18 protein-coding genes and 1 other RNA gene are annotated in these 19,333 nt (G+C 36.7%); 5 read left to right on the forward strand and 14 right to left on the reverse strand.

What is annotated here, in order from left to right:
• Positions 1-37 precede the first annotated feature (37 nt).
• The 3 genes from H9N25_RS09030 (at position 38) to H9N25_RS09040 (ending at position 3,218) form a co-directional block, all read left to right on the forward strand.
• Positions 38-1,447: a calcineurin-like phosphoesterase C-terminal domain-containing protein gene (locus tag H9N25_RS09030; protein WP_190328658.1), complete on the forward strand. Its 1,410-nt coding sequence runs from the start codon at positions 38-40 to the stop codon at positions 1,445-1,447.
• Between the two features lie 147 nt (positions 1,448-1,594).
• Positions 1,595-2,494 carry a glycerophosphodiester phosphodiesterase family protein gene (locus H9N25_RS09035; protein WP_190328659.1) on the forward strand — a complete coding sequence of 300 codons (900 nt, stop codon included), beginning with the start codon at positions 1,595-1,597 and terminating at the stop codon, positions 2,492-2,494.
• A gap of 28 nt (positions 2,495-2,522) precedes the next feature.
• The gene (locus H9N25_RS09040) at positions 2,523-3,218 is read left to right on the forward strand and encodes a GDSL-type esterase/lipase family protein (protein ID WP_190328660.1); all 696 of its coding nucleotides are present in this window, start codon (positions 2,523-2,525) and stop codon (positions 3,216-3,218) included.
• A 50-nt stretch (positions 3,219-3,268) separates the two neighbouring features.
• Here the strand turns inward: H9N25_RS09040 and bioD are convergent, their stop codons facing one another.
• The 4 genes from bioD to H9N25_RS09060 form a co-directional block, all read right to left on the reverse strand.
• On the reverse strand, positions 3,269-3,877 hold the full coding sequence (gene bioD, locus H9N25_RS09045) for a dethiobiotin synthase (protein ID WP_190328661.1): 609 nt from the start codon (positions 3,875-3,877) through the stop codon (positions 3,269-3,271).
• Positions 3,878-4,999, reverse strand: a complete 1,122-nt coding sequence (locus H9N25_RS09050) for an aminotransferase class I/II-fold pyridoxal phosphate-dependent enzyme (protein WP_190328662.1) — start codon at positions 4,997-4,999, stop codon at positions 3,878-3,880.
• Between the two features lie 74 nt (positions 5,000-5,073).
• On the reverse strand, positions 5,074-5,526 hold the full coding sequence (locus H9N25_RS09055; protein WP_190328663.1) for a hypothetical protein: 453 nt from the start codon (positions 5,524-5,526) through the stop codon (positions 5,074-5,076).
• Between the two features lie 79 nt (positions 5,527-5,605).
• Positions 5,606-6,382, reverse strand: coding sequence for an XRE family transcriptional regulator (locus H9N25_RS09060; RefSeq protein ID WP_086546492.1), 777 nt, complete (start codon positions 6,380-6,382; stop codon positions 5,606-5,608).
• Positions 6,383-6,515: 133 nt separating this feature from the next.
• On the opposite strand from H9N25_RS09060, the gene H9N25_RS09065 reads away from it, so the two are divergent.
• Positions 6,516-6,866, forward strand: a complete 351-nt coding sequence (locus tag H9N25_RS09065; protein ID WP_190328664.1) for a GIY-YIG nuclease family protein — start codon at positions 6,516-6,518, stop codon at positions 6,864-6,866.
• 191 nt (positions 6,867-7,057) lie between these two features.
• Here H9N25_RS09065 and H9N25_RS09070 read toward each other — a convergent pair whose 3' ends face one another.
• Both H9N25_RS09070 and H9N25_RS09075 read right to left on the reverse strand, forming a co-directional pair.
• Positions 7,058-10,231: a peptidase MA family metallohydrolase gene (locus H9N25_RS09070; RefSeq protein WP_190328665.1), complete on the reverse strand. Its 3,174-nt coding sequence runs from the start codon at positions 10,229-10,231 to the stop codon at positions 7,058-7,060.
• Between the two features lie 173 nt (positions 10,232-10,404).
• Positions 10,405-12,855, reverse strand: a complete 2,451-nt coding sequence (locus H9N25_RS09075; RefSeq protein WP_190328666.1) for a transglycosylase domain-containing protein — start codon at positions 12,853-12,855, stop codon at positions 10,405-10,407.
• 143 nt (positions 12,856-12,998) lie between these two features.
• Here H9N25_RS09075 and H9N25_RS09080 point away from each other — a divergent pair, with 143 nt between their 5' ends.
• Positions 12,999-13,877: a polyphosphate kinase 2 family protein gene (locus H9N25_RS09080; protein ID WP_167294395.1), complete on the forward strand. Its 879-nt coding sequence runs from the start codon at positions 12,999-13,001 to the stop codon at positions 13,875-13,877.
• On the opposite strand, the gene rnpB is transcribed toward H9N25_RS09080, so the two are convergent.
• From rnpB to H9N25_RS09120, 8 genes are all read right to left on the reverse strand, one after another.
• An RNA gene (gene rnpB, locus H9N25_RS09085) (RNase P RNA component class A) lies at positions 13,878-14,276 on the reverse strand.
• A 180-nt stretch (positions 14,277-14,456) separates the two neighbouring features.
• Complete coding sequence (locus H9N25_RS09090; RefSeq protein WP_190328667.1) at positions 14,457-14,879, reverse strand: c-type cytochrome; 423 nt, start codon at positions 14,877-14,879, stop codon at positions 14,457-14,459.
• A gap of 66 nt (positions 14,880-14,945) precedes the next feature.
• On the reverse strand, positions 14,946-15,596 hold the full coding sequence (locus H9N25_RS09095; RefSeq protein WP_167294397.1) for an SCO family protein: 651 nt from the start codon (positions 15,594-15,596) through the stop codon (positions 14,946-14,948).
• Positions 15,597-15,747: 151 nt separating this feature from the next.
• Positions 15,748-16,008: a YHS domain-containing protein gene (locus tag H9N25_RS09100; protein ID WP_190328668.1), complete on the reverse strand. Its 261-nt coding sequence runs from the start codon at positions 16,006-16,008 to the stop codon at positions 15,748-15,750.
• An 87-nt stretch (positions 16,009-16,095) separates the two neighbouring features.
• Positions 16,096-16,527 carry a hypothetical protein gene (locus H9N25_RS09105; RefSeq protein WP_190328669.1) on the reverse strand — a complete coding sequence of 144 codons (432 nt, stop codon included), beginning with the start codon at positions 16,525-16,527 and terminating at the stop codon, positions 16,096-16,098.
• Positions 16,528-16,537: 10 nt separating this feature from the next.
• Entirely contained in the window at positions 16,538-17,515 is a 978-nt protein-coding gene (locus H9N25_RS09110) for a transporter (RefSeq protein ID WP_190328670.1), read from the reverse strand.
• The gene (locus H9N25_RS09115) at positions 17,478-18,503 is read right to left on the reverse strand and encodes a cytochrome-c peroxidase (protein WP_223833682.1); all 1,026 of its coding nucleotides are present in this window, start codon (positions 18,501-18,503) and stop codon (positions 17,478-17,480) included. Before H9N25_RS09115 ends, H9N25_RS09110 begins: the two co-directional genes overlap by 38 nt.
• Before the next feature lie 12 nt (positions 18,504-18,515).
• Entirely contained in the window at positions 18,516-19,286 is a 771-nt protein-coding gene (locus H9N25_RS09120; RefSeq protein WP_167294401.1) for an MbnP family protein, read from the reverse strand.
• Positions 19,287-19,333 lie beyond the last annotated feature (47 nt).

The raw sequence follows: 19,333 nt of genomic DNA on the forward strand, positions 1-19,333 counted from the left end.
GCTATCCTTTGTTAGTTAAAATAGGTGCTCAGCAAAAATGAACAGAAGATCATTTATACAAAAATCAACTTTATTAACCACCACCTTATTTGTTAGCTTAAAATCCTTTCCTTCATCGCTTTTTTCTGTTGATGGCCTGGTAAGCGGAACGGTAACTAGCAAAGGTAAACCTGTTGCCGGAGTGGTTATTTCTGATGGCTACAGCGTGGTACAGACAGATAAAAATGGCAACTATGAAATTAAACTGCATGAGCTTGCCCGTTTTGTTTGGATCAGCACGCCTTCGGGTTACGAGTTTAAAACCGACAGCAGTATTGCGCGCCATTATTATAAACCAGATACGGCCGGTAAGTTGAATTTCGATCTTAAACCCCTAAAACAAAATGATAACAAACATAATTTTATCATTTGGGCAGATCCTCAGGTGAGGAATAAAAAGGATGTTCAGCAAATGATGGAAACTTCGGTTCCTGATACAAGAGAAGTAGTAAAAGCAATGGGGAAAACACCTGTTCATGGAATCGGTGTTGGAGATTTAGTTTGGGATAATTTTGATCTTTTTCCTGCATATGATGAGGCTATTGCTAAAATCGGAATTCCATTTTTCCAGGCATTAGGAAATCATGATCAGGATTACAGGCTGGGTGGTGATGATACCTCTGACCGTACTTTTCAAGCACATTATGGGCCAACTTATTATTCTTTCAATAGGGGAAAGGCCCACTATGTGGTTTTAGACGACGTACGCTATTTAGGTGTAGAAAGAACTTATGATGGATACATTACCTCAACACAGTTAGAATGGCTGGCCAAAGATTTAGAATTGGTACCTAAAGATGCTTTATTAATTATATGCCTACATATTCCGGTACACAATTCGGTAAAAAACAATGATGATTTTTATGCTGTTTTAAAGGATTTCAAAAACGTACATATTATGTCTGGTCACACCCATTTTAATAAAAACGTAATTAAAAATGGTATTTACGAGCATAATCATGGTACAGTATGCGGTGGTTGGTGGACAGGACCAATCTGTGGCGACGGCACACCGCGTGGTTATGGTGTTTATGAAGTGAACGGAACAGATTTAAAATGGTTCTACAAATCAACTGGCGAAGACCGTAAAAAACAGTTGAGCATTTACGTAGATACCCTAACCAATCAGAAAAGATTGATAGCCAATGTGTGGAATTATGATCCTGAATGGAAAGTAGAATATTTTTTGGATGGAAAAGCGATGGGTACTTTGACAACCCAGGATGGATTTGATCCTTTATCAGTTAAATTATATAAAGGTGATAAATTGCCAAACCCTAGGCCATTTGTTGAACCGATCTCTACAGATCATTTATTTTTGGCACATTTTGAGCCTTCAGTTAAAAAAGTGAAGGTAATAGCAACTGATCGTTTTGGAGAAAAATTTGAAGCAGAAATAGAAGCCTAATAATGCTTTCAGATGACTCTGGTTATAAATTTAATATAGATTTAATTAACCGCGTTAATTGGTAACACTTGATACCATTATCTTGTAGATTAATTAATAGCGTTGGATGTTAACGTTCAACGCCACCATAAAATCCCTCTTTTGGATATGAAACTTAAAAAAACAGCAATTTTGATTCTTTTATCCGCATTTGTAGTAAAATCGAATGCTCAGGACGTTAAATTCCCTGTATTTAGTGCAGAAGCACATCGTGGTGGAAGAGGGCTTATGCCCGAAAATACTATTTTGGCTATGTTAAACGCCATGAAAATAGAAGGAATTACCACTTTGGAAATGGATACCCACATTTCTAAAGATGGTAAAGTCGTGGTAACACACGACGATTATCTGAGTCCGGCATTTATGCTTACCCCAGAAGGGAAAGACATTCCGGTAACAGATGCCAAGAAATATCCGATTTTCGGCATGAATTACGATGAAATTAAGCAGTTCGATTTGGGTACCAAATATTACGATCTTTTTCCTCAGCAAAAGAAGGAAAAGACGTATTTACCTTTACTTGCTGATTTAATTGATGCTGTTCAACGCGATATTAAAACCAATAAACGCAAACAGTTTTTCTACAATATTGAAACTAAATGCAGCGAAAGTGGTGATGGAATTACCAATCCTAAACCTGAAGAATTTGTCAAACTTTTGATGGACGTCATCATAAAGAAAAAGGTTACTGATTTTGTGGTGATTCAATCTTTCGATAAACGTACGATTCAGATCATCCATGAGAAATACCCAAAAATGAAAACTTCCTTTTTGGTTGCCAATAAAAAAACATATGAAGAAAATATTGCCGATTTAGGCTATAAGCCTTTTATTTTGAGTCCGGTTTGGCAAATGGTGAACGAAGAGTTCGTAAAAAAGGCACATGCTGATGGCGTAAAAATCATTCCTTGGACCGCCAATACTTTAGCTGATATTCAGAAATTAAAAACCTTAAATGTTGATGGTATTATTTCTGATTACCCTGATATTTTAGTTCAGGCAAAATAGTATTTTCGACTTTGTAAAAAAATAGAAAATGAAGGCACTTTTAAATAAGTTATTCGTAACTGCTGTTGTATTTACCATAAGCTTCGCAACAGCTTCGGCTCAGGTGGTTAAATGGGACAGCACCTATCGCCCGGGGAAATATGTTGAGCAGGTGGCTAAATTTAAAGCTGATCCAAAATCTAAAAAAGATATTGTTTTTTTAGGTAACAGCATTACTGCCGGAACAGATTGGGCTAAACTTTTAGATCTTCCACAAGCAAAAAACAGAGGGATCTCTGGCGATATTACTTTTGGCGTTTTAGAGCGTTTGCAGGACGTAATTGATGGTAAACCTGCAAAAGTGTTCATCCTGATTGGTATAAACGATATTTCCAGGAATATTCCAGATAGCGTGATCTTAAGGAATTATAAAACAATGATTGCCAGAATCAGAAAAGGGTCGAAGAAAACAAAAATATATTTTAATACACTTTTGCCTGTTAATGCGGCCTTCGAAAAGTTTAAAAACCATTATGGTAAAGATGAACACATTCTTTGGTTAAACGATGAAATCAGAAAATTTGATGCTAAAAATGTAACGGTTATCGATCTGTATCCAAATTTTACCGATCTGGACAAACATTTAAAAGCAGAGCTTACCAAAGATGGTTTACATCTTATTCCTGCCGGATACCAGGTTTGGGCCGACCTTCTTAAAAAGTCTGGTTATTTAACCGAGAAATAATATGATTTAGATAGATGTCAAATTTTAAAAAATTGACTTCTCTGAAGTGATTAAATGAAAAGATTCTGGCCAGCAGCCTTCACCTTTTCCTTATCAATATTTTTTAAGCTAGGTATACTACCTAGCTTTTTTATTTTGCTATATTGAAGAATAAACCTTTCCGTTTCTGCATTCTCATCGCCATTAAAAATGATTCCTTTAACAGGAATTTCGTACTGTTTAAGCAGGTTGACTGACAATAATGTGTGGTTAATGCTTCCTAAATAATTTTGTGAAACCAGTATTACTTCAACCTCCAGCTTTTTGATCAGATCGATAATCAGTTCTTTTTTGTTTAAGGGTACCATTAAACCGCCAGCCCCTTCAATAATTAAATTGTTATTTGTTAAAGGCGTATTGATTTTGTTCAGATCAATCTCAATCCCATCTAATCTCGCCGATAAATGCGGCGAAAGGGGCTGCGTTAACCTATAGCTTTCTGGGTGGATAACCGTTTGTGTGTTGCTAATTAAACTATTTATTGTGATACTATCACTTGTATCTAAATCTCCCGATTGGATCGGTTTCCAGTAATCAGCCTTTAATTTTTCTGTTAAAATGGCACTGATCAATGTTTTTCCAATACCTGTTCCAATACCCGTAATAAAATATTTAGTCATTTAATGTAATTCTTTAAGATGATTAACCAACGAGATAATCTCCTCGTCGGTATTAAAGGCATGAAGGCAGATCCTGAGCCTTTCTTTGCCTAGCGCAACTGTTGGGCTTAATATTGCCCGTACATCAAAACCTTTGCTTTGCAAGTTAGCAGCGGCAAGTTTGGTTGCTTCATTTGATGAAAACAAAATACCCTGAATGGTGCTTTTGCTATCGAGTGCGTTAATGCTTTGTTCTTTTAACGTTTTTCTAAACAACGCAATTTTTTGGTGAACCAGCTGATGATCAATTTTATTTAAGTATTGATATGCCGACCTAACTGCAACAAGATTATGAATGGGGGCAGCTGTGGTGTAAATGAATGATCTTGCAAAATTAATAAGATAATGCCTTAAGTTTTTGCTTCCTAAAACAATGGCTCCGTGTACGCCTATGGCTTTTCCGAAAGTTACAATGCGTGCGAATACCCGATCAGTTAGGTTGAGTTGATTGATTAATCCTTGGCCATTTGTGCCAAAAATGCCTGTAGCATGGGCTTCATCTACAATCAGGTTGGCCTTGTAGCGCTCGCAGAGATTCGATACCGCTATTAAAGGCGCAATATCTCCATCCATAGAATAAACACTTTCTACCACTACAAATATGTTTCCTTTTGTCAGTTTTAGTTTGGTTTCAAGATCATTAATATCGTTATGATGAAATTTATAACGTGTAGCATGGCTTAATCTACAGCCATCTATAATACTCGCGTGAATCAATTCGTCGGCGATAATCGTGTCGCCACGTTGTGGCACGCTAGATAGTAGCCCAACATTGGCATCATAACCGGAGTTAAAGATTAATCCGCTTTCAGCCAGATGAAAATCGGCAATAAACTGTTCGGTTTCTTCAGTAAATTTGGTATTTCCGCTTAACAGTCGCGAACCACCAGCTCCATTCAGGTAATTAGGCAGTGCTGCCAGGGCATCATCGATCATTTTTTTTAATTCGCCAGATCTGGCAAAACCTAAATAATCATTAGAGCAAAAATCAAAAGGAGGGATGTTCGTTGATAAATTTCTGATCGAAAGCTTATCTTTTCGTTCCTGAAGTCTATCACCAATAAACTGTTCAATTTTGCTCATCGCTCAAAAGTAAAAAAAGCGTCTCGAATAATCGGAACGCTTTCAAAAATATAATTAATTAATGTTTGTCCTATTTATCCTTGTGCAGGAGGATTAGAGACTACAGGTGCTTTGTCTTTTTTACCTCTGCTACCTAATCCTTTTCTCATTTTCTCACCTTTTTCTTTAGCTTCGGCACGAAAGGCATCCATTTTAGTTTTTTGCTCAGCAGTTAAAATACCATCTATTTTAGCTTTTTGCTCATCAATAGCTGCTTTACGTTCTTTCATTTTGCCTTTCATATCACCCTGATCAGCAGATCTCCAAGCCTCCATTTTCTTTGCGTTTTCCAATTCAATGGCATAAATTTTGTTTTTTTGATCAGCGGTTAAGCTTAACCGTTTCTCTAATCTTGCAGTTACCTTTTCTGCTCTTTGTTCTGCAGTCATTTTAGGCATTGCCCGTCTTACCCGCTTTGTAGTGTCTTGAGCAAATGCAGCGGTAAATCCCATTACTGCAATTGCTATTGTTAAAATTGCCTTTTTCATGTTATGTTTTTTTATGTGTTTGTTAAATCAATAGATACATAAAAACGCAAACGGTTTAATCGGCCCTTGTTAAAAATTGTTAATTTTTATTTAGCTGAGAGATTGATTTCTGCATTTGCGCCATCATCTGTGTCAGGGTTTCCATTGTTGGGTCTGGTGCAGGCTCAGGCAATGAAGTTGATATATAGGCTTTGGCTTTCCAGATTTCGAGGATATCATCGGCAGCAATGGTATAAGCATCGTATACTTTATTATCTGATATCAATTTCAAATCTTTATTCTCCCTGAAACGGTTACCTGCTCGTTTATATACTACGCCTTCATTTTTACTAATCACAATGTATGTTTCACCAGTTTTTACCTCATTCCAGTTATCAAGGTACTCACCAATAATTACACTGCCCGGTTGAACAGGCAACATACTATCGCCCATAATCTCAAAAGCCCTAAAGGTGCCTTGTCTTAATGCAGCTAAGGGGAGTTGAAATTTAGGCAGGTCGCTAATATATTGAGGATCTGAAAAACCGTTCAAATAACCGGCACTCGCTTTAACCGGAACCAATTCGATGTTTTCGCGATCGTTCTGATCAACAGAAATACTCAGTACCCTGAGGTTAGATCCCTGGCTTTTTGGCTTAGGTTTCCAGCTGTCAGATATTTTCTCATTGATGAATTCATCGATGGTAAGATCAAAGTATTCGGCTATTTTTTTTAGCAAATCATATTTAGGTTCCGCTCGGTCTTCCTCGTAAGCCCCGATGAGCGATCTCTTGATTTCCATAATATCAGCGAAATTTTGCTGTGTATGGCCTTTTTTCTTCCTGAGGTACTTTAAATTATTTGAAATATTTGACATAAAAATAAATTTTAAAATAAATTTGGAATTACTAAAATAGTTAGTAATTTTATGCTCATAAAGTTAGTAATATTATTTTGAATTGCAAGAGAGTATACTAAATAGTTTAGTTTTAAGTTTTAAACATAAGATCATGAAAAAGTTTGTTTATATCGTTACCGACAGAAATCGTACAAGTATGCACGTGGGCATGAGCTCTGATTTAATGAAGACACTGGATTTCTACAAACAGATGCCAAACTTATTTTTTGATAATGGGCAGCAATTAACCCGCCTGGTTTATTTTGAAGAGTTTAAAACAGAAGCACAAGCTTTGGTTCGTTTTAAATCAATTAGCCGCTTTACACGCATGCAGAAAGAGCGTTTGGTAAGATCTTGTAATCCAGATTGGATTGATTTAACTATAGGCCTTGATTTCGAAAATATTCTTTTGCGTAGAAATACCTCCAATCAGGTAAAACTATCATTTACAAGTTTATCTTAATCGATTTTTAAACCTTAATATTTTGCAGATCGAATTAGAAATAATAATTAATAAATATCTACCTATAAAAAATGCTTGAATGATAGGGATCATCAACACCCAATCATTCAAGCAATCATTATTATTTGTTATTTATTTAATTCATAAGAGATTTATTTATTCCGTCATTTAATTAATCTCTCATTCATTTTTTACCATCCTGGCGCAAATGTTAAACCGAATACTCCAGTTTTAACATCTTTTCTTTGGAAAGGGATGGCATAGTAAGGTTCTAATACAAAATAACCAAAAATATTTACTCTTACCGATACACCAACACTCATTGCTGGTACACGTTCTGTTGTAGCCTGATAAGTAACTGGTTTCCCCTTATCATCAAAAACTGGTTGTTTATTTGCATCTAAAACAGGTTCGGTAGTGTATGTTGGTTCACTTTTAAATTTCACTTTGGTATCATTTGTCCAGGCTATACCAGCATCGAAGAATAAATTTAGATCTGAGAATAAAAACTTAGAAGGTATTGCAGCCAATTTTTTAGGACCTGTAAATGGTAAGCGGACTTCAAAATTAAAAACAGCTATTTTACTTCCTGTTAATTGGTTAATATCAAAAGATTCTGATGATTGGGCCGAAGTGCTTTTGTAAATTGAGTTTGATTCGTAACCTCTAATCAGATAAGGATAACCAAGATACATCGGGTAAAGCCTATCTGCATCTTTACCAATTCTTAAGGTGTTATAACTTCTTACTGCAAAGGTTACGGGCTTAGCTCTCCAATATTTACGAAGATCTGCTGTTACGCCGGCAAAATTATAAGTACCAAAATATTTTTCACCGCTCACACGGTATCTGAAACCATCAAGTGGACCCGTAAGACCAAAGATTGAGTTGTCGCCTATAAAACCAGCGTTTAATTGATACAAGGTAAAAGAATTAAAAGGAATGCCGTAATCCTGAGAAGCAACATCGTTAGAAATTCTGCTTTTGTCTGAACCTATGTAATTACCTACCGAATTGTAATAATTGCTATATCTATCAACTCTGTAACTATAGTGCGAAAATGAACCGCCTAACTCAAAACGGTGTATTTTACTAAATGGATAAGCCCCGAAAATCTGAAGCTGATCTTCGAAAGTTCTAATAATATCTGTTCTGTCTGCCAAGGCTTTAATACTTGTATTATCTCCTGTTGGGACATTTTCATAGCCGTAAGACCTAAAACCAGATACATATGGAATGTGCGAAACGGCAGCACCCCAATTTATTCTACTTTTCTGATTAATGTAGCCCACTAATCCACCGGCATCATAAATTTCACCATTTACAGAAATATTTGCTATAATCTGATTAGTTCCTAATATGTCGCTGAACATCCCTACAATACCTCCTGAAACACCCGTTCCGAAACGGCTGGTAGAAACACCAACGCCACTATTGGCTAAATAATCTAACCTGAATTTTGGTCTGTAAGGTACCGTTTTCATCGAATCGGCCGTTGTTTTTTCGAAACGGTCAAAATTATTCAAGTTAGAATTGATGATGTTTACCCCAATGTTTTCCATTGGAGGAAGGATAGCGGCATCAAAATTCTCTTCCTGGTTGCCTATTCGTTTCGCTTTAAAGCTACTTAGTTTAGCATTATACAAGGTATAACGCTGGTAACGATAATAGCTGTACACAATATCATCAGTTGTAGAGACAGAAATTGCAGGCGAAAACTCAGTAATCCCACTAATTCCAGTAAAATAATCGGTCAACTGATCAACAGTATTATCTACTAAATTGTATTTGTATAAATTTCTAAATCCATCTCTGTTCGAGAGGAAATAAATATTTTGACTATTTGAAGAGAATTGTGCATTTAGGTTATTCGCTCCGGGAAAAACATCTAAATTACTCACCGTTTTAGATGCAATATCGTAAATGGCAAGGTTTATCGGCAAAACCGCATTAACTACGTTGGCCTGGATTGCTGCTCTATCTGATGAAAACACCAGTTTTTTACCATCAGGTGAGTAACTCGGTGCATAATCAGAATATACGTCGTTAGTAATTTGGGTAACTGTTTTAGTGTCTAAATTGTAAGAGAAGATATCACTCTGTCCTTCAACCATCCCCGAGAAAGCGATATCTTTTCCATTTGGCGCCCAGGTTAAATTACCAAACTGTTGAACCTGATCCATCGCTGTTTGAGAAACTGTAGTTCCGTTTGAAACATTGATAATCATCATCTGATTTTTACCCTGACTGAAGATACTAAAAGCAAATTGTTTACTATCTGGCGACCATGCACCGGCTGATTCTATAAAGTTGAAATCATCAATGTGACCATTAGAAATCTGACTGCTTAGCTTTCGGATAATTCTTCCGGTTTTAGCATCTGCGAGAAATAAATCTATACCAAAAAGATCCTTTTCAGACATAAAGGCTAAGTATTTCCCATCTGGACTAAGGGCAGGGGCAACGTTCATATTGCCTGCGTTTTTATTGTCGATGATTTTTGTACCCGTAATTTTAATCTGCGAACTATCTGCTTTTAACATTGGTTTATAGTGCGCATCGATGGAATTTTTCCATAAACCCGATAATGTTTTATCATCGTATCCGAAAGTATACCTAATGGCATTTTCGTAACCGTATTTTGCGGTATTCTTAAATAATGGAACAATGGTAGTATCGCCGTATTGGGAACCTATGTAGGTCCAAAATGCCTGACCATAACGGTAAGGGAAATATTTATTTGAGTTTGTTAAATCTTTAAGCGAGGGAATATCACGGTTTAACATCGCATCGCGCATCCACATGGATGTAAATGCATCCTTTTTCCCTATTGAAAGATACTCGGCCATACCTTCAACCATCCACAGTGGTGTTTGGCCAACGTTTTCTAAACTAATCGAATCTTTTTCGAGCAAAAGGTGATATTGAAAAGCATGGACAAGCTCGTGACCTAAAACGTGCCTTGTTTGACTATTCAGTTCCATAACAGGCATAATCACCCTGTTTTTTAGCGCCTCGGTAACCCCGCCGGTACCAATTCCAATTTCACCGTTAAGTACTGTTGTTTGCTGGAAATCGGGATGGTTATTGTATAGAATAATAGGGTTTTTCTTTAAAAAAGTATCTCTAAAAACTTCCTGATGCATTTTGTACCAGGTTTCGGCATCTTGCGAAAAACGTTTTAAAAGTTTTTCGTTTTTGATGTAGTAATAAATCTCAAAATGGGGTGTTTGCAAAACCTTAAAGTCGAGTTTTTTATACCTTACCTTGTTTTGTCCGAAGTATTGGGCCTGAACTGAAGAAGAAAGAATAAGCAGGAGCAATAAAGAAGAATATCGCTTTAATAAAGTAGAGCCTATTTTCATATGTGTGGTTTTAGTAATAAAGTTCAATAATTTACGAAAATGAATTGTAAGAGATCTGGAAAATAAAAATAGTAATTGTTTAAAACAGTATTAAAATTTTAACATTTTTTAAACGTTTTTCTACTAAAAAGCATAGATAGGTGATATATCAGGCTTATTTACTGCAATAAAAACTAGGGCTGATTATTCTCGTTCTTTTTCCTTTCTTTTTCTTCCTGGCGCTGTTTTCTTCTCAGTTCTCTTTCTTCCTTTTTAGTTAAAGGAACAGTAGCTGCTGGGGGCGTTTGAACGGGTTCAGTTTTATTTTCTTCCTTTTTTACTTCGGGTTCAACAGTTACGGGAATCACTGTTTCTGGTGTTTCAGGCACAGTAAAATCTGTAGAATCTACCGCTAAACTATCCGTTGATGTGGTATCTCTAATAATCCGCGGGCTAGGGCAGTTGTAGGTTCTGGTAATATTAACAGTCGCTTTTGGAAACGGGCCATAAGTATAACCTGAACTTGGATCGAGGTATACCTTTTCCATAAACTTAGCGAAAATAGGTAGAGCTGTTCTTGAGCCTTCTCCCTGTTCACCGTTTTTAAAGTGTGCAGTTCTTTCATCACAACCTACCCAAACACCAGTGACCAGATCTTTGGTTAGCCCCATGTACCAGGCATCTACATAATCAGAAGAAGTACCTGTTTTACCGCCAATTTGATTGTTTTTTCTAAACAGATCTGGCCATTCCCATAATGCCTGCGATGTACCTTCTGGCTCTTCCATGCCACCACGGAACATATAAGTCATTAACCAGGCAATTTCTTCTGTTAAAACTCTTTTTGTTTTAGGTTTAAACTCATCAATTACATTGTTATCCTGATCGGTAATTTTCTCCACTAAAATAGGATCAGTTTTAATCCCCTTATTCATAAAGGTAGCGTAGGCTTTTACCATTTCGTAAACGGTAACATCGTTTGAGCCTAAACTTACTGATGGTACAGATTCTAAATGGCTGTCGATTCCACACTCGTGTGCATATTTTACAACATTATCCCAGCCCACCTTTTCGGTTACCTGGGCAGTAATGGTATTTACCGATTTTGCCATTGCCCACCTTAAACTCATTTCGCGGTATGAAACACTGTAATCGGCGTTTTTTGGCTCCCAGTATTTCGTTTGACCTTTATCCTGATAAGCAATTTTAACAGGTTTATCGGTAAATTTATCACAAGGGCTCATGCCTTGTTCTAAAGCTGTTAAATAAGCAAATGGTTTAAAAGTAGAACCTGCCTGACGTTTAGATTGATTAACGTGATCGTATTTGAAAAACTTATGGTCTATACCACCAACCCAAACCTTAATTTTACCACTTGCAGGTTCCATGGTCATCATTCCGGTATTCATGATTTTCCCATAATAACGGATCGAATCTAAAGTAGAGAAGGAAGTATCTCGATCGCCTTTATAAGTAAAAATCTGCATTCTTTTCTTCTTATTAAAATAAGCAGTAACAGAATCAGGATTGTTAGGGAATTTCTTTTGCAAAAGCGCATAAATTGGTAAATTTTTCATCGCTCTATCTGGATAATCAACCTTTTGCTTTTCAGAATCATACCAGGGATCTTCGTTACCCCACACACTATAAAACCTGCGCTGCAAGATCCTCATCTGATCAGCAACTGCATCCTCAGCATATTTTTGAAGTTTAGAATCGATAGTCGTGTAAATTTTTAATCCATCTTCATAAAGGTCGTAACCATTATCAGTGCACCATTTCTCTAAATATTTTGCTACAGCAGCCCTTAAATAAGAGTCGCCATCGCTACCATCCTGCATTTTACCTTCTTTTAGTTTAATAGGCTCCTTTGATAATTCAGTTAAACTATCTTTGCTCAGGTACTTGTACTTGTTCATCTGTGCAAGCACTACATTTCTTCTTTCTAAAGCTTTTGCCGGATTTTTGGTTGGATTATATAACGTTGTACCCTTTAGCATCCCCACAAGCATGGCTGCATCTGTCGTGGACAAATCTTTAGCTTCCTTATCAAAGTAAATTCGGCTGGCTGTTTTTATGCCATAGGTATTGTTACCGAAAGAAACGGTATTCAGGTACATGGTGATAATATCGTTCTTGGAATAGTTGGATTCTAGCTTTACAGCAGTCATCCATTCCTTTAATTTTACAATTAAAGTTCTTACCAAAGGTATTTTGATCAGCAATCCCTGCGATTTATTATAACGCGTACGATAAAGGTTTTTTGCCAATTGTTGCGTAATGGTACTTGCACCTCCATCTTTTCCTAAACCAACAACTGCACGGCCAACCGCTTGCACATCAATACCCCAGTGTTTGTAGAAACGAACATCCTCAGTAGCAACCAGAGCTTGCACTACACTTGGCGCAATTTCATTATAATTTACAGGCGTTCTGTTTTCTTTAAAGTACCTGCCAATCAGTTTTCCATCGGCAGTGTAGAGCTCTGAACCCACACGAAGGGTAGGTGCTTTGATGTCTCGAACACTTGGTGAATAGCCAAAAAGCCACAAAAAGTTTAGTTGAAGGGCAGAAAAGAAAATTATTATAAAAAATAAAACTATTATCGAATAACGTAAGTACTTGTTTTTTATCTCTTTAAACATACTGAATAGAATGATCTTTAGGTAAAAGCTGTGGCGTTAAATATAAAAAACTCTATATGCAAATTAACGTATTTAATTTACTTATTTTTTAGTTCTATATTTAATTTATTGATGCATCGATTTATCTAAAACAATACATGATTATGAAAAACGAATTTAAAGGATTAATTGTACAGGGCGATAAGAAATTTTCTTTAAAAAACCATAAAACAGATTTTACCGGCGGTTATAACAAAGAAAAAGCTAAAGATGCATTGGTGAATTCGAAAATAGAGCTAGACCATTTACAGGAGAAATTATATGCATCTGGAAAGCATTCTGTTCTGATTATTTTTCAGGCGATGGATGCTGCTGGGAAAGATAGTGCAATTGAGCATGTAATGAGTGGACTAAACCCACAGGGATGCCAGGTATATAGTTTTAAAGTACCTACACCTGAAGAATATGAGCATGATTTTTTGTGGAGACATTATAAAGCTTTGCCGGAACGCGGTAGAATAGGCATTCATAACCGTTCGCATTATGAAAACGTTTTGGTTTGTAAAGTGCATCCCGAATATATTTTAAGTGAAAATATCCCAGGTTTTAATGATATTAAAAAGATCAATAAAAGCTTTTGGCAACAGCGTTATAAGAGTATCAAAAATTTTGAAGAGCATCTAACGGCTAATGGAACTGTAATTTTAAAGTTCTTTTTAAATGTGAGCAAGGATGAACAAAAACAACGTTTTTTAGAACGTATTGATGATCCTACTAAAAACTGGAAATTCTCGTCTGGCGATATTAAAGAAAGGGCCTTGTGGGATAAGTATATGGAAGCCTATCAGGATGCAATTAACGAAACAAGCACAGCAGAATCGCCTTGGTACATCATACCAGCTGATAAAAAATGGTTTGCACGGTTGGCAGTAAGCGAAATTATTCAAGATAAATTAAAAAGCCTTGATCTGAAGTTTCCTGTTTTGGGTGAAGAAGAAGTGGCCAAACTCGACGAAACAAAAAATATTTTATTAAGTGAATAAAAAAAATGCAGGTCTATAAGCCGGGTTCTGTTTCCTGATTGCTCAGGATTTCTATCATTTATCCACTATAAACGTTGCCGTTTATCTCTAACGACCTACCCACTAACATCGGACGGGCAGCCCTTTATCCCGACGTAAAGTCGGGACGTTAGCCTATTTGGTCTTTCAACTCTCGGGGTTTACAAACCACTACAGTCGCCTGTAATGCTCGTGCGCTCTTACCGCACGTTTTCACCCTTATCCCGGTTAAAGCCGAGACGGTATATTTTCTGTTGCACTAATCCGTAATTCAGGTTTTCATTCCTGAACCCCTTTCCGTTAGAAAGCGAGATGCCCTGTGTTGCCCGGACTTTCCTCTCTTCCGATTTTACCCGAAACAGCGATAGAACAACCTGCATTTTGTGCAAAGATGGTTTTTTTTAAGCATAAAGGTACAAAGAATAGGAAGATTTATCTCTTGATATCGCCATGCTGAATTTATTTCAGCATCTGTATTAATATTTAAGACCCTGAAATAAATTCAGGGTGACGTACTCAGTAAAAGAAAAATAGCCGAAATAGAAAATAATTAGAACCAGCCTATTTACAATTCTGTAAATCTTTTGAAACCTGCGAGTAAGGTACAAATCCCTGCTTGTTGCCAAACGAATTGGTGATATAAACCACCACCTGTGCTACATCAATATCAGCTAGCTCGGGGAAAGCGGGCATTTTTTCCTTATATTCTTTACCATGAATGATCAAAGCTTCGTTCGCTCCATTTTTGATAAAACAGGCCAAATGTGTTTTGTTTGCTTTTAAGAAAACAGAATCAGTTAGGGGAGGTGTAAGTTGGCCCAATCCCTCACCATTTTCGCCATGGCAGTTCTGGCATTTGGCTTTATAGATATCTTTTCCATTCGACATATAATTTTGCAGATCAATTGTTTCTTGGTTTTGGCAGGAAACAATGATGGCAACCAGGGAAAGAAAAAATATAATATTGATAATGTACTTGCGCATGGGTGTTTTGTAAAGGAAACCGTCATCTCGCTGTACTTCAGTTAAAATGACGGTTAAGTTATAGCTCTATTTATTGTATTCTGCTAATAAAACCGGAATATCTTTTATTAATTGTTCTACTTGATCTTCCTTAGTACCATCGTAAGCCCCGCGGATATGCCTGTCTTTGTCTATTAAAACCAAATAACCTTGATGAATATAGCCATCTTTTGCTGTACTATCTTCACCCACAGCAACTAAATAGTTTTTCTCTGCCAAGGTATAAACGCTATCCTTGCTACCATAAAGAAATAGCCATTTCGGTCCATCTACACCTAGTTTTTGCGCATATTTTTTTAAAACACTTGGTTTATCATATTTAAAATCGATTGTGTGTGATACAAACATCACATCGGGGTTGAGTTTAAATTCGCTGAAAACCTTCGCAAGATTTCGGTGCATGGTAGGACAGATAGTTGTACATGAAGTAAAAAAGAAATCGGCTACATAAATTTTGCCATCAGTTGCTTTGTTTGTTGTTACCACACTATCCTGGTTCAGGAAAGACCAATTTGGAATAGTTTGGTAAACAGTATCAATTTTCTCTATGCCTGCCGCATCTCTAACAGTTTCGGCATGACGCTCGCCATAAAATGGAAGTGTTCTTTCTTGTTTGCAAGCGCTAAATATAGAAACAGCTAGCAGGGATGTAGCTAAATAAGCAATGATTTTATTCATGATGTTATTTTAAAAATGTAAATATACAATGTAATTTAGTCTAGAACGTTAATTGTTTGGAAAAGTCTGAGGGTGGGAGTCCGAAGATAGTGACCTGGATGTTCAAACAATTTGACTCCGTAGTTTTTAACTTCGATCTTTAGGCCCCGACTTATTTTTTGACATACTTTGCAGGTTCAGCCACAAATTTTTGCTTACAGCTTTCTGAACAAAAATTATAAGTAACGTTATTGTACACGGCATTTTTTGAAGCACCAGCCTTCACCTTCATTTTGCAAACGGGATCTACCTGTACTTTCTTTACCGAATCGATGAGTTTGTTTTTTTGCTTGTCGATTATCGGATTTGCATTTGATTTTAGCGTTATTGTGATCAATCCAAGTAGGATTACCAGAAGAATTAATTTTTTCATGTTTCATTATTAAAAGTCAGAAATCCGAATACTGATGTTTTTGATATTTCGCTTGCCAAACTTCGGACCTCCGACTTGTAGACTAATTTATTTAACTTGATATATGGCTATCAATGAATCAGATTCTCTGGTAACCTTAATGTAGCTATCCTCAACTGCCCTGATTTTGATCATTTCAGTTTTGTAATACTCCAGGTCTTCTTGTTCTGTTTTCCCTTTAAAATCATCTTTAAAGAAATGCATCCAATCCATCATTTTTTCATCAGCAGCATTTAACCGTGTAATTAAGTCACTAATTTTTTGCTTTTGTTTAGTCGAATCTGGAGAAAGTTTAATCTGATCTGAAACCAGGAGCGTGTCTAACTTCATTTTATTCCTGATTACTTTCTCGCCATCAATCATCAGTTTATCATGGATATTGAGCACTTCTTGACGGACTGCTTTAGCATCAGGTTCTGTTTTGCAGGAAATAAACAAAACCGTTATAAAACATAGCATTGCAATATTTAATCTGTTCATATGCTGTAATTTAAAAATTATAAGTAATTCCAACGTAAGCCTTTCCTGCACTCATCGGGTGATCGGTTTCGGCTTCCCAGATATTCTTTTGTACTCCAGCGTTTAAAGCAATATTTTTATAAAAAACATCTATACCTACGCCCCCCATTAGGTTATTCATTACATGTTCTCCGGTTTTTTGACCTTTATACTTTTCTCCACCAGAATATTCATAAAAAAACTGGGCAGAAGGCATCACCTGAACATCTTTACCAACTCTTTGGGTATAAAAAATATTCAGGAAACTGGTGGTGCTGTTGGCAATACCTTCATCGCGGCTGTTGGTCCCATTAACCTTGTAAGAAGTGTTCAGGCTAGCACCAAATTTACCCAAACCCACCATATAGTTGAGGTATACAAAGCCATCGGTACTTCCGGTTCCAGCCTGCATGAGTGAGGAATAACGGATACCTGCTGTATTTTTGAAGTCGTTTTTACCTGTTGGTAATTTTATCCCTGCTCCGGCAATTAACTGTTGTTTGAAATTATCTTCCAGTTTCTGAACCAGGTGATAGCCCGCATATAGATTAATATCACCAACACTTGAGATAGAAGAGGTATATCCGTTGTAGCGCTCACTATTGGAAACATAAGGTAAAATAGCATTGATTTCGAGTTTGCTATTGATGAAATATTTCCCCCTTATTTCTAAGGAGCGGTAAAGCTCATAGTCATCAGGATTACCATTGTGATTAGTTATCGGCGAATCCTGACTTCGTGCCGGGATAAAGAAACTTCCTCCATTCGGAAACAAAGAGTGCGATTGTCCTTCGTAACCACTAAATGAGCGATAGCGATACAAAAGGCTAATACTATTTCGGTTATAATATGGAGTAATCCCCATAAAACAGCCACATATATCACAAGCGATAACCTGGCTGCTCATGAGAACGAAAACTAAAATCAATAATTTACGACTCGCTGTATAGTGTATTTTTGATAAATTCATTGTCTGTTAATGTTTTTAAAAAAGCTTTAATCTGCTCCTTTTCTGTTATATTTAATGGGATACCTGTTTTCAATTGCACATCAAGATTTGTGGAGGCTTTTATGCCAGAATTGTAATGTTCTAAAACTTCATCTAGACTGTAAAAACGCCCATCGTGCATGTACGGACTGGTATATTCTATGTTGCGTAAGGTAGGTACACGGAATTTTCCAAAGTCTGCAGCTACTCCTGTAATGTGCGAACGTCCTTCATCTGCACTTAGCAGATCCAGGCCATTACTTCGGTAAGAAAAATCTGTAAAAAATGGCTCTGCATGGCAAGAGGTGCATTTTTCTTTGAACAGGTTATAGCCAGCCAGCTCTGTAGAGGTAAAAGAAATGCCACCTTCTTTACGCATCACCTTATCATATTTCGAATTGCCTGAAACTAATACTGCTGTAAATTGAGCAATCGACTTTAAAATCAGCTGTGAGTTGATTTCTGTTGAACCGAAAGCCTGTTTAAACAAATCAGGATATGGCGCCGTATTTTTTAGGAAGGCAACAATGGTTTGTATATCGGTACCCATTTCGCAGGCATCGGTAATGGCATTTAATGGTGATGTTTCGATATTTTTTACACCACCATCCCAGAAGAAAGCTTTTTGCCAGGCCAGATTGAAAAGGGGTGGGGTGTTCCGCTTTCCCTGGCAGCTGTTTACGCCATGGCTTACTTTATGATCAAGCTGTGTAAAGGCAGCAAATTGCTGGTGACAACTTCCACAAGAAACACTTTTATCTGCCGATAATCTGGCTTCGTAAAATATTTTTTTGCCTAGTGCAAAACCAGCATTACTTAATTTATTGTCTTCGAAATTGTATACCGGAGCAGGAAAGTTGGAAGGAACTGAAAAGGTAATTTTCTTTTCTTCCGGAGTTACTTCTTCTTCACTCTTGCTACAGGCATACATCAACGCAATGCTTAAAAAAAGCATTGCGAAGACTGTCATTTTCCTTAACATTTAGTTGTGAATATGATCTAACCGGAATAAACCATTTGCATAGTTGTTGGCAACAATTACAGAATTGGCACCACCCATGGTGAGATATAAGGTAGAGAAACTAATATCAGTTTTACCTGTGAATAACGCGGCCGCATTTACTTTGAAATGCATGTTTGGCTTACCATCTGTTCTTACACGAAGTGGATTTGCAGCATTAATTTCTGTAGCAAATGTTCTGATTGTATTATTTGGATCGGTAACGCCACCGATATGGAAAGTAAGTGCATTTCCTGTTGCTGGCGATTGTGGCGAAGTTCCTTCTAGTTTAACAAATATGTAGCCGCTGTTCCATGTCCAGAACATGCCGTTGATTGGATCTAAAGCGCCGGTTTGCGCACCAGCAAAATTACGGGCATAATCTACGCCGATTGTATATTCAATTTTGGTATAATCACCCGTTGGCACATCTTTTAGCGTAATGTTGGTAGATTCTTCTTTAGATGCATCGATTAAAAAATAACTCTCTGGAATTAAATAAGTTGTTCCATCTGCCTTGCTTAATTTAATATTGCTTACATAGTATTTAAATACGTTGATTTTAAAATCTTCGCCTTTAGCATTTTTGTAAGTGGTGGTATTTAGAACCAGCGGACTTCCATTTACCTGGTTTTCGAATTCAATTGAGAAAGAAGATTTAGTATCTGCTGTAACTTCATCGGCGCCTTTTTTGCAAGAAGATAATAGTATAATAGGGCATAACAATGCCAAAAAGTATTGTGATAATTTCATTTTAAGAAAATTGGATAAATAAATTTTAAAGAATTCTAATAGGACTC

This window comes from Pedobacter riviphilus (assembly GCF_014692875.1).
Classification (GTDB): Bacteria; Bacteroidota; Bacteroidia; order Sphingobacteriales; family Sphingobacteriaceae; genus Pedobacter; species Pedobacter riviphilus.

Bases quoted from the DNA above. Each gene is read 5' to 3' on its own strand.
- H9N25_RS09110 (WP_190328670.1), bottom strand. From the start codon at position 17,515: ATGAATTTATCAAAAATACACTATACAGCGAGTCGTAAATTATTGATT.
- H9N25_RS09070 (WP_190328665.1), bottom strand. From the start codon at position 10,231: ATGAAAATAGGCTCTACTTTATTAAAGCGATATTCTTCTTTATTGCTC.
- H9N25_RS09115 (WP_223833682.1), bottom strand. From the start codon at position 18,503: ATGACAGTCTTCGCAATGCTTTTTTTAAGCATTGCGTTGATGTATGCC.
- H9N25_RS09095 (WP_167294397.1), bottom strand. From the start codon at position 15,596: ATGAATAAAATCATTGCTTATTTAGCTACATCCCTGCTAGCTGTTTCT.
- H9N25_RS09120 (WP_167294401.1), bottom strand. From the start codon at position 19,286: ATGAAATTATCACAATACTTTTTGGCATTGTTATGCCCTATTATACTA.
- H9N25_RS09040 (WP_190328660.1), top strand. From the start codon at position 2,523: ATGAAGGCACTTTTAAATAAGTTATTCGTAACTGCTGTTGTATTTACC.
- H9N25_RS09090 (WP_190328667.1), bottom strand. From the start codon at position 14,879: ATGCGCAAGTACATTATCAATATTATATTTTTTCTTTCCCTGGTTGCC.
- H9N25_RS09050 (WP_190328662.1), bottom strand. From the start codon at position 4,999: ATGAGCAAAATTGAACAGTTTATTGGTGATAGACTTCAGGAACGAAAA.
- H9N25_RS09105 (WP_190328669.1), bottom strand. From the start codon at position 16,527: ATGAACAGATTAAATATTGCAATGCTATGTTTTATAACGGTTTTGTTT.
- bioD (WP_190328661.1), bottom strand. From the start codon at position 3,877: ATGACTAAATATTTTATTACGGGTATTGGAACAGGTATTGGAAAAACA.
- H9N25_RS09080 (WP_167294395.1), top strand. From the start codon at position 12,999: ATGAAAAACGAATTTAAAGGATTAATTGTACAGGGCGATAAGAAATTT.
- H9N25_RS09060 (WP_086546492.1), bottom strand. From the start codon at position 6,382: ATGTCAAATATTTCAAATAATTTAAAGTACCTCAGGAAGAAAAAAGGC.
- H9N25_RS09075 (WP_190328666.1), bottom strand. From the start codon at position 12,855: ATGTTTAAAGAGATAAAAAACAAGTACTTACGTTATTCGATAATAGTT.
- H9N25_RS09100 (WP_190328668.1), bottom strand. From the start codon at position 16,008: ATGAAAAAATTAATTCTTCTGGTAATCCTACTTGGATTGATCACAATA.
- H9N25_RS09030 (WP_190328658.1), top strand. From the start codon at position 38: ATGAACAGAAGATCATTTATACAAAAATCAACTTTATTAACCACCACC.
- H9N25_RS09065 (WP_190328664.1), top strand. From the start codon at position 6,516: ATGAAAAAGTTTGTTTATATCGTTACCGACAGAAATCGTACAAGTATG.
- H9N25_RS09035 (WP_190328659.1), top strand. From the start codon at position 1,595: ATGAAACTTAAAAAAACAGCAATTTTGATTCTTTTATCCGCATTTGTA.
- H9N25_RS09055 (WP_190328663.1), bottom strand. From the start codon at position 5,526: ATGAAAAAGGCAATTTTAACAATAGCAATTGCAGTAATGGGATTTACC.